Source organism: Rhizobacter sp. Root1238, from assembly GCF_001425825.1.
GTDB lineage: Bacteria > Pseudomonadota > Gammaproteobacteria > Burkholderiales > Burkholderiaceae_C > Rhizobacter.
This window is the reverse complement of record NZ_LMDM01000009.1, coordinates 214,914-226,501: the sequence shown is the minus strand read 5'-3', so window position 1 is coordinate 226,501 and position 11,588 is coordinate 214,914. Positions and strand designations below refer to the sequence as shown.

The window sequence follows — 11,588 nt, the reverse complement described above, 5'->3', positions numbered from 1 at the left end:
TGGTGAAGCTGCTCGAGCGCTTCCAGAACAACCGCAACGCCCTCGGCCTGGCGTTCATGCTGCCGGCCGCGGTGCTGTTGCTGTTGTTCCTGACCTACCCGCTGGGCCTGGGCACCTGGCTCGGCTTCACCGACGCGAAGATCGGCCGCGGCGGCTCGTGGATCGGCATCGAGAACTTCGAGTTCCTGGTGGGCGACAGCGTCGCGCAGCTGGCGCTGTTCAACACGCTGTTCTACACGGTGATCGCGAGCATCCTGAAGTTCGTGCTGGGCCTGTGGCTCGCGGTGCTGCTGAACAAGAACCTGCCGTTCAAGTCGTTCTTCCGCGCGGTGGTGCTGCTGCCGTGGATCGTGCCGACCGCGCTGTCGGCGATCGCGTTCTGGTGGATCTACGACGCGCAGTTCTCGGTGATCAGCTGGGTGCTGATGAAGCTCGGCTGGATCGACCGGTATGTCGATTTCCTCGGCAACCCGTGGAACGCGCGCTTCTCGACCATCGTCGCCAACGTGTGGCGCGGCGTGCCTTTCGTCGCGATCTCGCTGCTGGCGGGGCTGCAGACGATCTCGCCGTCGTACTACGAAGCCTCGGCGATCGACGGCGCGACGCCGTGGCAGCAGTTCCGCCACGTCACGCTGCCGCTGCTGTCGCCGATCATCGCGGTGGTGATGACCTTCTCGGTGCTGTTCACCTTCACCGACTTCCAGCTGATCTACGTGCTGACGCGCGGCGGCCCGCTGAACGCGACGCACCTGATGGCGACGCTGGCGTTCCAGCGCGCGATTCCCGGCGGCGCGCTGGGCGAGGGCGCGGCGCTGGCGACGCTGATGGTGCCGTTCCTGCTGGCGGCCATCATGTTCAGCTACTTCGGGCTGCAGCGGCGCGCATGGCAGCAGGGGGGCGACAAGTGAAGGAACAGGACAAGCCCGATTCGCAGGGCATGGATTACCTGCAGACCTTGCCGCGGCGCTGGGTCACCGTCTACATCCCGCTCGGCATCTTCGTGTTCGTGCTGCTGTTCCCGTTCTACTGGATGGTGGTCACGTCGTTCAAGCCGAACGAGGAGCTGCTGGCGCGCACCGGCAACCCGTTCTGGATCGTCAAGCCGACGCTCGCGCACTTCCACAAGCTGCTGTTCGAGACGGCCTACCCGGAGTGGCTGTGGAACACGGTGCTGGTGTCGGTGACCTCGACGATCCTCTCGCTGGTGGCCTCGGTGCTGGCCGCGTATGCGATCGAGCGGTTGCGCTTCCAGGGGGCAAAGCCGGCGGGGGCGGCGATCTTCCTGGCGTACCTCGTGCCGCCGTCGATCCTGTTCATTCCGCTGGCGGCGATCATCTTCCAGCTGGGGCTGTTCGACACCCGCATGGCGCTGATCCTGTCGTACCCGACCTTCCTGATTCCGTTCAGCACATGGTTGCTGATGGGCTACTTCCGCTCGATCCCGTACGAGCTGGAGGAATGCGCGCTGATCGATGGTGCGAGCCGCTGGCAGATCCTGGTGAAGATCGTGCTGCCGCTGGCGGTGCCGGGGCTGATCTCGGCCGGCATCTTCGCGTTCACGCTGTCGTGGAACGAGTTCATCTATGCGCTGACCTTCATCTCGTCATCGGAGATGAAGACGGTGCCGGTGGGGGTGATCACCGAGCTGGTGGAGGGCGACGTGTACCACTGGGGGTCGCTGATGGCGGGGGCGCTGCTCGGCTCGCTGCCGGTGGCCTTCATCTACTCGTTCTTTGTCGAGCACTATGTGTCGGGGATGACGGGGTCGGTGAAGGAGTGATGCTCGCTGGCTGTGTGGTGCTGGCGTATCGCGTCGCGGCGGGTGAGGGGATGGGCTGAGGGCTCATGCTGGGGCGGTCGGCCTGGCGGCCGACTCCACGAAGAAGATCGGCTTCGGGGATGCGCCGGCAAACTCCCTCCGCTCACTTCGTTCGCTGTGGTCAAACAGTGCCGGCGAGTCAGACTACGAAGCGCGCTGGCGCGCGCCATCCCCAAAGCCGATCTTCTYCGTCGCCCCAGAAATCGCCCCCAGCCCATCCCCTCACCCGCCGCTCAACACCCACCGCGCTTGTTGGGGGGAAAAGATTGAAGTGACCGACGAGCACGCSAGCGCCCGCATGCTCGTAACCCGGGTGCCAACCCGGGGATCAACCCCAACTTGTTCGCTTGTCACCTCCCCAGAGAGACGGTGGTGGCACAAAGGCGYGGGTGGGGAGGCTGTGGCGCGCCAATAAGGAGGGGGCGCCGGAGCTGGCTGGCTTCATGGCCCGCGTGCGCAGCACGCTTCGTGGACTGACTGTCGCCGACTGTTTGACCACARCGAACGAAGTGAGCGGCGGGAGTTTCGGCGACGGGCCATGAAGCCAGCCAGCGGAGGGCAGTCTTCGGCCCCCCAAGGGGGCCGAGGACCGCCCCCGACGGCGCGCCACAGCCTCCCCACCCGCGCCTTTGCGCACAAACGAACGAACGAACGAAATCAACCCGTCGGATCCTGCCCTGCCTCGTCCAGCCTCCGCCGCACCATGTTGATGTGGCTGCGCAGCGAATACAGCTCGTCCGCGTAGCTCAGCGGCACCGTCACGTTGCCGACCCGCGATTCGATCTTGTCCAGCTCCGTGCGCAGCTCGTCGTTCGGCCGCACGCCCTGCCCATCCTCCACCGCCCGCAACTGCCCATACCAGCGGAAGATCCGCGAGCGGATGCGGAACTGGTACAGCGGCGGGACCACGCGCGACATTGGGATCAGGATCGCGACGATCGACACCAGCACCACCCACATGCGGTCGATCAGGTTGGCCAGCCAGAACGGCAGGTAGCGCTGCAGCAGCGGCGCCCCGCCCGTGTAGAAGCGCTGCGCCTCCGGCGCCAGCGGGCGCTCGGTGCCGCGTGCATTCGGAAAATCGCCCTTGCGCTGGAACCAGCCCGCCGGGCTGTGGATCTTCGCTGCCGCCTGCACGAACAACTGGATCAGCGCCGGGTGCAGGTCGTCCCGGGCCACCAGCGTCGCCGTCGGTGCGATCAGCCGCACGTCGTTCGGCGGCACGTCGCCCGCCAGGTCGACCACGCCGCGCGGCAGCGTCACCGGCGTCAGGAAGGCGAAGCGCCGCGAATACGCATCGGCCTGCGCAAAGTCGAACAGCTTCACCCCCGGCGTCTGCAGCAGCATCTGCACCATCAGCGCCTCGGGTGCCGACGCGAACACGATCGCATCGATATCGCCCGCCAGGAACTTCACGACCGCGTCGGTCTGCTCCTCGCGCGACACCGTCATCGAGGCCTGGTCGATGCGGTTGGCTTCGAGCATCTTGCGCATCAGGTTGGGCGCGCCGCTGCCGCGCGCACCGACGTCGACCTTCCAACCCTGCAGCTGCGCCAGGCTGGTCAGCGGCACGCCCTTCAGCAGCCGCTGCACCGAATCCTCCCGGTAGAACAGCCACACCGGCTCGAAGAACAGGCTGCCCAGCGAGTTCAGGTCTTCGTCGGCCAGCGCATTGGCCTCGGCGTTCTTGCGCGATTCGCCGGCCCCGCCCTGCGTGAACGCGATGTCCACGCCCGAGTTCGGGTCGCGCAGCAGCTTCAGGTTCTCGGCCGCGCCGTGGGTGGTGCGCACCTCCACCTGGATGCCGTAGCCCTTCAGGTACTCGGCATAGCGCTTGCCGAACTCGGCGTACGCCCCTTGCTCGACACCGGTGGCGAGCACCACCTTGCGCGGCGGCGTCGGATCGAGGAACCAGTAGGCGACCCCCAGCAGCAGCAGGGTCAGGAAGACGAACGGGCCGGCGGTCGCCAGCAGGTCGCGGAACGACAGCAGCGTGTTGCGAAGGACTTTGGGCATGAGGCGTGGTTTCATCAGCAGCCGGAACAATAGCGCCTGAATCGGCTCCCCTGTGGGCGCGGTATGCTTTTTGTTGTGACTGACGTGGGCCCCTGATGCGACTGCTGCTGGTGGAAGACGACCCGATGATCGGCGAAAGCCTGCGCAACGCGCTGCGGCTCGAAGGCTTCGCCGTCGACTGGGTGCGCGACGCGTCCGCCGCCGACGGCACGCTGGCGAGCGAGCGCTTCGACCTGGTGCTGCTCGACCTGGGCCTGCCGCCCGGTCGCTCGCCGGTCGCGGCGGCCGACGCCGGCGGGCTCGGCGTGCTGCGCGCGCTGCGTGCCCGCCACGACAGCACGCCGGTGATCGTGCTGACCGCGCGCGACGGCGTCGGCGACCGCGTCGCAGGGCTCGACGCCGGTGCCGACGACTACCTCGTCAAACCCTTCGAACTCGACGAGCTCAGCGCCCGCATCCGGGCCGTGCTGCGCCGCCACAGCGGCCGCGCGCAGCCGCTGCTGAGCCACGGCGGCGTCACGCTCGACCCGGCCACCCGCCAGGTGACGCGCCAAGGCGTGCCGGTGCTGCTGTCGGCACGCGAATTCGCGGTGCTCGAAGCCCTGATGCTGCGCCCCGGCGCGCTGCTGTCGCGTGCCCAGCTCGAAGACCGGCTGTACGGCTGGGGCGAAGAGATCGAGAGCAATGCCGTCTCGGTCTACATCCACCAGCTGCGGCGCAAGCTGGGCGCCGATTTCATCCAGAACATGCGTGGCGTCGGCTACTACGTCGGCACGCCCGCCGGGCCGGCAACTCCACCGCAGGCGGGCGGCGCTTGAAGTCGATCCGCCTGCGCCTGCTGCTGGCGCTGCTCGCGATGCTGGTGGTGGCCGCCGCGGTGATGGGCGCGATCACCTACCGCAGCGTGCTCAGCGAGACCGAGGCGCTGTTCGACTACCAGCTGCGCCAGATGGCGCTGTCGCTGCGCGACCAGGGCGAGATCCCGCAGGAGCAGGCGAACGCGCTGGCCGACGAGCAATTCGATTTCGTCGTGCAGATCTGGAGCGTCGACGGCCGCCGCATCTATGCGACGCGCGACCACCCCGACCTGCCGACCCGCGTGCTGCTCGGGCTGGCCACCGTGCAGGCCGGGGCCGATGGCGCCGGACCGGCCTGGCGCACCTTCAGCGTCGCCACCGGTTCCCGCGTGATCCAGGTGGCGCAGCCGGCGCAGATCCGCAAGCGGCTCGCGGCCGGCGCCGCGCTGCGCAGCGTGGCGCCGCTGCTGCTGCTGGCGCCGGTGATGGCGCTGGCGATGGGCTGGATCGCGGCGCTGACGCTGCGCCCGCTGCGCCGGGTGGCCGGGCAGCTGCGCGAACGTGGCGAGCAGCTGCTGGAGCCGCTGCCGCAGCACGGGCTGCCGGACGAGTTGGCGCCGCTGGTCGGCGCGTTGAACGGGTTGCTGCAGCGGCTTGGCCAGTCGCTGGACACGCAGCGTGCCTTCGTGTCGGACGCGGCGCACGAGTTGCGCTCGCCGCTGACGGCGCTGAAGCTGCAACTGGAACTGCTGAAGCGCGCGCCCGACGAGGCACAGCGCCGACAGGCGATCGACGCGCTGACCCATGGCATCGACCGCTCGGCGCGGCTGGTCGAACAGCTGCTGACGCTCGCGCGCACCGAGCCGGGCGCCGCACCCGCGGCCACCGAGCCTGTCGACCTGGCCGAGGTGGTGCGCCAGGCGCTGGTCGACACCGCCGCCTTCGCACTGTCGCGCGGCGCCGATTTCGAACTGTTCGCCGACGAACCGGTGGTCGTGCAGGGCGATCGCAACGCACTGTCGGTGCTGGCGCGCAACCTGGCGGACAACGCGGTGCGCTATTCGCCGCCCGGCTCGCGCGTCGAATTGCGCGTGGCGAAGGAGGAGGGCGCCGCGATCCTGCAGGTCGACGATGCCGGCCCCGGCATTCCGGCCGATGAACGCGACCGGGTGTTCGACCGCTTCTACCGCCGTGCCGAGCACGAGGAATCAGGCACCGGCCTCGGCCTCGCGATCGTGCGCGGTGTCGCGCAACAGCACGGTGCGAGCGTGGTGCTCGGCGAGTCGCCGCTCGGCGGCCTGCGTGCCACGGTGCGCTTCGCGGCTACATGACCCGCCCGAACCACCACACCGACAGCGTCGCCGCCACCAGCACCAGCAGCGCCCCGAGCGCCGCGAACAGGCTGCTGACCTCGGTCTCCTTCTTCTCGACCATCAGTCGCGAACTGAGGCTCTGGTAGACCTTCTTCAGGTCGACGGCGGTGCCGGCGTAGAAGTACTCGGCGCGCGTCAGGTTGGCGATGTTCTTCAGCGTCTCCTCGTCCAGCCGCACCCGCATCGACCAGCCTTCGAAGCCGATCGTCTCGCCCTCCTTGGTGCCGATGCCGACCGAATACACCTTCACGCCGCGGTCGGCCGCCATCTTCGCGGCGTCGAGCGGATCGGGCCCCGTGGTGCGCTGGCCGTCGGTCAGCAGGATCACCGCGGCCGACGCGTACGAGCCCGGCGCGACCGGCACGAAATCCTGCTTCGGCTTGTCGCCTGGGCCGAGCGGCATGTTGCGCTGGCCGGTGATCTGCGACAGGTCGATGCCGGCTTCCGGAAAAATCGTCGCGAGCGACAGCACGATGCCGCTGCCGATCGCGGTGCCGCGCTGCAGCTGGAAGCGGTCGATCGCGGCGACCACGTCGTCGCGGCTCTGCGTCGGCGGCTGCACCACCGCCGCGGTGCCGGCGAACGACACCACGCCGACGCGCACGCTGCGCGGCAAATCGACCAGGAACGACTTGGCGGCCTCCTGCGCAGCGGTCAGGCGGTCGGGCTGCACGTCGGTGGCCCGCATGCTGCCGGACACATCCATCGCGAGGATGATGGTCTCCTGTTGCAACGGCAGCGTCACCACCGCCATCGGCCGCGCGGTCGCGATCAGCAGCGAGCCGAGCGCCACGAGCAGCAGCGCCGGTGGCACATGGCGACGCCAGCCGGGGCCGCCGCCCTGCGCCTGCTTGACGACCGCCAGGCTCGCGAAGCGCAGCGTCGATTTCTTGCGCTTGTGCAGCAGCCACAGGTAGAGCAGCACCAGCAGCGGAATCGCCAACAGCGCCCACAGCAGGTGAGGCCACACAAAGGTCATGCGGCACTCCTCGCGGCCAGCGGCCGCAGGTGCGTCGCCATGCCGCCGCCGTGCGACGCCCGCGCGCGCTGCCGGCGCAGCTCGACGAAGCGCAGCAGCGCCTCGCCCAGGTCGTCGCCGGTGGTCAGCTCCAGCGTGTCGACGCCGGCGCGCGCGAAGGCGGCGTGCAGTTCGTCCTCGCGTGCCTCGGCGATGCGTGCGAAGCGCTCGCGGAAACCGGGGTCGTGGGTGTCGACCAGCAGCTGCTCGCCAGTCTCGGCGTCCTGCAGCGTGACCAGGCCCAGGTCGGGCAGGTCGAGCTCCATCTCGTCGTACAGCCGCACCGCGAGCACCTCGTGGCGCTGCGCCAACCTCGCCATCGCGTCGGCCCAGCCGGGCGCGCTGATGAAGTCGGAGACGATGAACACCATCGAGCGCCGCGGGATCATCGTCGCGGCCCGCTGCAGCAGGTCGCCGAGCCGCGTCTCGGCCTGCGCGGCGGCCCGCGGCGCCGCATGCGCGCGCAGCCGCTGCAACAGGTTCAGCACGTGGCCGCGGCCGGTGCGCGGCGGCAGCACCGCATCGACCGCGCTGCCGTAGAACACCGCGCCGACCCGGTTGCCGTTGCGCGTCAGCAGCCGCGCCAGCACGGTGACGAACTCGGCCGACACGCTGCGCTTGCTGCGCTGCGCGCCGAAATCGATGCTGCCGCTCAGGTCCAGCAGGAACCAGGCGCTCATCTCGCGGTCTTCGGTGAACTCGCGCACATGCGGCACCTGCAGCCGGGCGGTCACGTTCCAGTCGATGTGGCGCACGTCGTCATGGTGCTGGTATTCGCGCAGGTCGGCCAGGTCGAGCCCGGTGCCGCGCCACAGCGTGCGGTAGTCGCCCTGCAGCAGGCCGTCGAGCCGGCGGATCACGGTCCACTCCAGCCGGCGCAGCACCGCGTCGGCCGTGGGAGAGGTCGCCGCCTCGACCTGGTCGGTCCCGTCCATCAGCGCCCCGCTTCTTCCGCGCGGTGGGCCATCGGCTTGTCGGGCTTGGGCACCTTCTGCACGATCTTGTGAACGATCTGGTCGGCGCTCAGCCCGTCGGCCAGCGCCTCGTAGCTCAGCACCAGGCGGTGGCGCAGCACGTCGGGCACCAGGTCGAGCACGTCGTCGGGCAGCGCATAGCTGCGCCCGCGCAGCAGCGCCATCGCACGCGCGCCCTCGACCAGGCCGATGGTCGCGCGCGGGCTGGCGCCGAAGCTGATGAACTTCGCCAGGTCCGGCAGCCCGTAGCGCGCCGGGTTGCGGGTCGCGCTGACCAGCCGCACCGCGTACTGCATCAGCGCCGGGTCGACGTACACGCTGCGGCAGCGGTGCTGCAGTTCGGCCAGCTGCTCGGTGCTCGCGACCGGGCTCACTTGCACCGGGTCGCCGGTGACGCGCTCGACGATCACGAACTCCTCGTCCTCGCTCGGGTAGCCGACCAGCACCTTCATCATGAAGCGGTCGACCTGCGCCTCGGGCAGCGGGTAGGTGCCTTCGGTCTCGATCGGGTTCTGCGTCGCCATCACCAGGAAGGGCGACGGCACCTTGTGCGTCTCGCCGGCGATCGTCACCTGCCGCTCCTGCATCACCTCCAGCAGCGCGCTCTGCACCTTGGCCGGTGCGCGGTTGATCTCGTCGGCCAGCAGCAGGTTCGCGAACACCGGGCCGAGCGAGGTCGCGAACTCGCCGGTCTTCTGGTTGTAGATGCGCGTGCCCACCAGGTCGGCCGGCACCAGGTCGGGCGTGAACTGGATGCGCTTGAAACTGCCGCGCAGCGTGGTCGCGAGCGTCTTGACGGTGATCGTCTTCGCGAGGCCCGGCACGCCTTCGACGAGCAGGTGGCCCTGCGCCAGCATCGCGACCATCACGCGCTCCAGGAACTTGTCCTGCCCGACGACGACCCGCTTGATCTCGTACAGCAGCCGCTCCATCAGCGTGGCGGTGCTGGTGCTGTCGGGCTGGTCCATGAAGGCTCCGGTGAAGGGGGGCGGCAGAGGTGTCAGAACGGCGGCATGCCGGCCGCGGCGGCGGCGCTGTCGATCGGCACCGCGAAGCCGATGCCGATGAAGGTGCGGTGCTCGGTCGGGTTCAGGATCGCGGTGACGATGCCGACCACCGAGCCGTCCATCGTCACCAGCGGGCCGCCGGAGTTGCCGGGGTTGGCGGCGGCATCGAACTGGATCAGGTTGTTCAGCAGGCGCTGGCCCTGCGGCGAGCGGAAGTCGCGCTTCAGGCCGGAGATCACGCCGCCGGAGACCGACGGCCCGATGCCGAACGGGTAGCCGACCGCGATCACCTGGTCGCCGGCCTGCAGGTCGGAGGCGGAGCGCATCGTCGCGGCCTGCAGGTCGTCGGGGATGCTCTTGGCGCGCAGCACCGCCAGGTCGTGCTCGGGCTCGACGCCGACCACCGTCGCATCCGACTCGAAGCCGTCGGCAAAGGTCACGCGCAGCTTCTTCGAGCCCTGCACCACGTGCAGGTTGGTCAGGATGGTGCCGTTGTCGATGATCACGACGCCGGAGCCGGTGGACGTGGACAGGTGCGGCTCGCCGGGCTCGGGCGTGTCGGACGCCGTCTGCTTCTTGCGGTCGCCGGGCCCCGGCCTGGCGGCCTTCGGCAGCGGCACCGGCTTGGGGCGTTTCGCATCCGGCTTGACGTCGGCCCGCGCGGCGTCGGGTTCGTCGCCGTCGGTGCCGACCACGCGCACCACCGACGGCGCGATGATTTCGTAGGCCTTCGCGTAGGCGGACGGCAGCGGCTCCTTCTCGAGCGAGTGGCGCACCGCTGCATCGATGTCGGCCTGGGTCAGCGCGCGCGCGGCGGGGTTGAGGGCCTGCCAGCCGGCCACGCCGCCGAGCACCAGGATCGCGCCCGAAAGACCCCACAGCATGCGTTCGTGGCGGCCGAACCAGTGGCGCCAGCGGCCCGGCGGGCGAGCGGCTGCCGCGGCGGCGGCGGCGGGGGGCGTGTCGGCAGGCGTCACGCCCGGTGCCGGCGGTGTGTCGGGCGCTGCCGAGGCGGCACCGACGGGTGCCCGCCGAGAGCGGCTGTAGAGCGGAGCCTGTCTCATGCCTGCCTCCTGCGATGGCAGTCGGCACAGGAAGATACAAAACTGTGCCGAACGCTGACGATGCCGTCACCGTAACACGGAGTCGACGCCTGTGCACGTGCCGAGGTACTACTTCCGGTGGCGGGCAAGGCATCATCGCGGGATGCGCTGGATCGATTCCCATTGCCACCTCGATGCCCCTGAATTCGATGCCGACCGCGATGCCGTGGTGCAGCGCGCCCGGGCGGCCGGCGTCACCCAGCAGGTGCTGCCGGCGGTGATGGTCGGCAATTTCGACACGGTGCGGGCGCTCGCGCACCAGCATGGGCTGGCGTACGCGCTGGGCATCCACCCGCTGTGCGTCGACGCGGCCGACGACGGCGACCTGGCGCGGCTGCGCGCCGCGCTGGCGCAGCACATCGGCGACCCGCGGCTGGTGGCGGTCGGCGAGATCGGGCTGGACCACTTCGTGCCCGGCCTCGACCAGGCGCGCGGCGAGCACTTCTTTGCCGAGCAGCTGAAGCTGGCCCGCGAGTTCGGCCTGCCGGTGATCGTGCACGTGCGGCGCTCGGCCGATTCGCTGCTGAAGCACCTGCGGCGCATCGAGGTGCGCGGCATCGCCCATGCCTTCAACGGCAGCGCGCAGCAAGCCGAGGTGTTCGTCGAGCTGGGGTTCAAGCTCGGTTTCGGCGGCGCGATGACCTTCGACCGCGCGCTGCAGATCCGCCGCCTGGCGCAGACGGTGCCGGCCGGCTGCCTGGTGCTGGAGACCGATTCGCCCGACATCCCGCCGCACTGGCTGTACCGCACCGCCGAAGAGCGCGCCGCGGGCGCCACGTCGCGCAACGAGCCGGCCGAGCTGGCGCGCATCGCCGAGGTGCTGGCCGGGCTGCGCGGGCTGTCGCTGCACGACTTGTCGCAACTGACACGCGACAACACGCACGCCGCGCTGCCGCGGCTCGCGGCTCTGGCAGACTGGCCCGCTGGATGAAGAACCCCGCGAAGATCACCGCAGCCGCGACACCCGCCGACGCGCCCGGCCTGCTGCAGGGCCTGCCGCCGGTGATCGGCCCGCGCACGCGGCTGGTGGTGCTCGGCAGCTTTCCGGGCGTCGCGTCGCTGCAGGCCGGCCAGTACTACGCCCACCCGCGCAACCACTTCTGGCCGATCCTGTCGGCGCTGTGGAACGAAGACCTGCGCGCACTGCCCTACGTCGAGCGCATCGACCGCCTGCGCGAGCACGGCCTCGGGCTCTGGGACGTCTATGCCCACTGCCGCCGCGAGGGCAGCCTCGACAGCGCGATCGAGGATGCACAGTACAACGACCTCGCCGGCCTGAAGCACCTCGCGCCCGGCCTGCAGGGCATCGCCCACAATGGCGGCGAATCGGCGCGCGCGATGCGGTTCACCGCGACACTCGGGGTGACGGTGACACGCCTGCCGTCGACCAGCCCGGCCAACGCCTCCTGGAGCTTCGAGCGCAAGCTCGCCGCCTGGCGGGCCGCCTTCGAAGCCCACGGAATTGCCTGAACCCTGCCCCT

11 protein-coding genes are annotated in these 11,588 nt (G+C 69.9%); 6 read left to right on the top strand and 5 right to left on the bottom strand.

Features of this window, described 5'->3' with window-relative positions; all coding sequences use genetic code 11:
- Positions 1-8 precede the first annotated feature (8 nt).
- A complete protein-coding gene (locus ASC98_RS09410) occupies positions 9-908 on the top strand; it encodes a carbohydrate ABC transporter permease (RefSeq protein WP_056816769.1) in 900 nt (299 codons plus the stop codon).
- A 29-nt stretch (positions 909-937) separates the two neighbouring features.
- A complete protein-coding gene (locus ASC98_RS09405; protein ID WP_200952947.1) occupies positions 938-1,780 on the top strand; it encodes a carbohydrate ABC transporter permease in 843 nt (280 codons plus the stop codon).
- Positions 1,781-2,476: 696 nt separating this feature from the next.
- Here the strand turns inward: ASC98_RS09405 and ASC98_RS09400 are convergent.
- Positions 2,477-3,835, bottom strand: coding sequence for a TAXI family TRAP transporter solute-binding subunit (locus tag ASC98_RS09400; protein WP_056819911.1), 1,359 nt, complete (start codon positions 3,833-3,835; stop codon positions 2,477-2,479).
- 95 nt (positions 3,836-3,930) lie between these two features.
- On the opposite strand from ASC98_RS09400, the gene ASC98_RS09395 reads away from it, so the two are divergent.
- Both ASC98_RS09395 and ASC98_RS09390 read left to right on the top strand, forming a co-directional pair.
- Positions 3,931-4,653 carry a response regulator transcription factor gene (locus ASC98_RS09395; protein WP_056816471.1) on the top strand — a complete coding sequence of 241 codons (723 nt, stop codon included), beginning with the start codon at positions 3,931-3,933 and terminating at the stop codon, positions 4,651-4,653.
- Entirely contained in the window at positions 4,650-5,963 is a 1,314-nt protein-coding gene (locus ASC98_RS09390; protein WP_056816468.1) for an ATP-binding protein, read from the top strand. The genes ASC98_RS09395 and ASC98_RS09390 overlap by 4 nt, the downstream gene beginning before the upstream one ends.
- Here the strand turns inward: ASC98_RS09390 and ASC98_RS09385 are convergent.
- The 4 genes from ASC98_RS09385 to ASC98_RS09370 are packed head-to-tail and all read right to left on the bottom strand — an operon-like array spanning position 5,956 to position 10,068.
- Positions 5,956-6,984 carry a VWA domain-containing protein gene (locus ASC98_RS09385; protein ID WP_056816465.1) on the bottom strand — a complete coding sequence of 343 codons (1,029 nt, stop codon included), beginning with the start codon at positions 6,982-6,984 and terminating at the stop codon, positions 5,956-5,958. The two genes, ASC98_RS09390 and ASC98_RS09385, sit on opposite strands and share 8 nt — an antisense overlap.
- The gene (locus ASC98_RS09380; protein ID WP_056816462.1) at positions 6,981-7,958 is read right to left on the bottom strand and encodes a DUF58 domain-containing protein; all 978 of its coding nucleotides are present in this window, start codon (positions 7,956-7,958) and stop codon (positions 6,981-6,983) included. The genes ASC98_RS09385 and ASC98_RS09380 overlap by 4 nt, the downstream gene beginning before the upstream one ends.
- Positions 7,958-8,965, bottom strand: coding sequence for a MoxR family ATPase (locus tag ASC98_RS09375; RefSeq protein ID WP_056816459.1), 1,008 nt, complete (start codon positions 8,963-8,965; stop codon positions 7,958-7,960). The genes ASC98_RS09380 and ASC98_RS09375 overlap by 1 nt, the downstream gene beginning before the upstream one ends.
- Before the next feature lie 32 nt (positions 8,966-8,997).
- Positions 8,998-10,068 carry a S1C family serine protease gene (locus tag ASC98_RS09370; RefSeq protein WP_056816456.1) on the bottom strand — a complete coding sequence of 357 codons (1,071 nt, stop codon included), beginning with the start codon at positions 10,066-10,068 and terminating at the stop codon, positions 8,998-9,000.
- A gap of 142 nt (positions 10,069-10,210) precedes the next feature.
- Here ASC98_RS09370 and ASC98_RS09365 point away from each other — a divergent pair, with 142 nt between their 5' ends.
- Both ASC98_RS09365 and ASC98_RS09360 read left to right on the top strand, forming a co-directional pair.
- Positions 10,211-11,038, top strand: coding sequence for a TatD family hydrolase (locus ASC98_RS09365; protein ID WP_056816453.1), 828 nt, complete (start codon positions 10,211-10,213; stop codon positions 11,036-11,038).
- Complete coding sequence (locus ASC98_RS09360; protein ID WP_056816450.1) at positions 11,035-11,577, top strand: DNA-deoxyinosine glycosylase; 543 nt, start codon at positions 11,035-11,037, stop codon at positions 11,575-11,577. Before ASC98_RS09365 ends, ASC98_RS09360 begins: the two co-directional genes overlap by 4 nt.
- Positions 11,578-11,588 lie beyond the last annotated feature (11 nt).

What these genes read in the sequence shown, in the direction of transcription:
- ASC98_RS09405 (WP_200952947.1), top strand. Translation starts at nt 938, where the DNA reads ATGGATTACCTGCAGACCTTGCCGCGGCGCTGGGTCACCGTCTACATC.
- ASC98_RS09400 (WP_056819911.1), bottom strand. Translation starts at nt 3,835, where the DNA reads ATGCCCAAAGTCCTTCGCAACACGCTGCTGTCGTTCCGCGACCTGCTG.
- ASC98_RS09395 (WP_056816471.1), top strand. Translation starts at nt 3,931, where the DNA reads ATGCGACTGCTGCTGGTGGAAGACGACCCGATGATCGGCGAAAGCCTG.
- ASC98_RS09385 (WP_056816465.1), bottom strand. Translation starts at nt 6,984, where the DNA reads ATGACCTTTGTGTGGCCTCACCTGCTGTGGGCGCTGTTGGCGATTCCG.
- ASC98_RS09380 (WP_056816462.1), bottom strand. Translation starts at nt 7,958, where the DNA reads ATGGACGGGACCGACCAGGTCGAGGCGGCGACCTCTCCCACGGCCGAC.
- ASC98_RS09375 (WP_056816459.1), bottom strand. Translation starts at nt 8,965, where the DNA reads ATGGACCAGCCCGACAGCACCAGCACCGCCACGCTGATGGAGCGGCTG.
- ASC98_RS09370 (WP_056816456.1), bottom strand. Translation starts at nt 10,068, where the DNA reads ATGAGACAGGCTCCGCTCTACAGCCGCTCTCGGCGGGCACCCGTCGGT.
- ASC98_RS09365 (WP_056816453.1), top strand. Translation starts at nt 10,211, where the DNA reads ATGCGCTGGATCGATTCCCATTGCCACCTCGATGCCCCTGAATTCGAT.
- ASC98_RS09360 (WP_056816450.1), top strand. Translation starts at nt 11,035, where the DNA reads ATGAAGAACCCCGCGAAGATCACCGCAGCCGCGACACCCGCCGACGCG.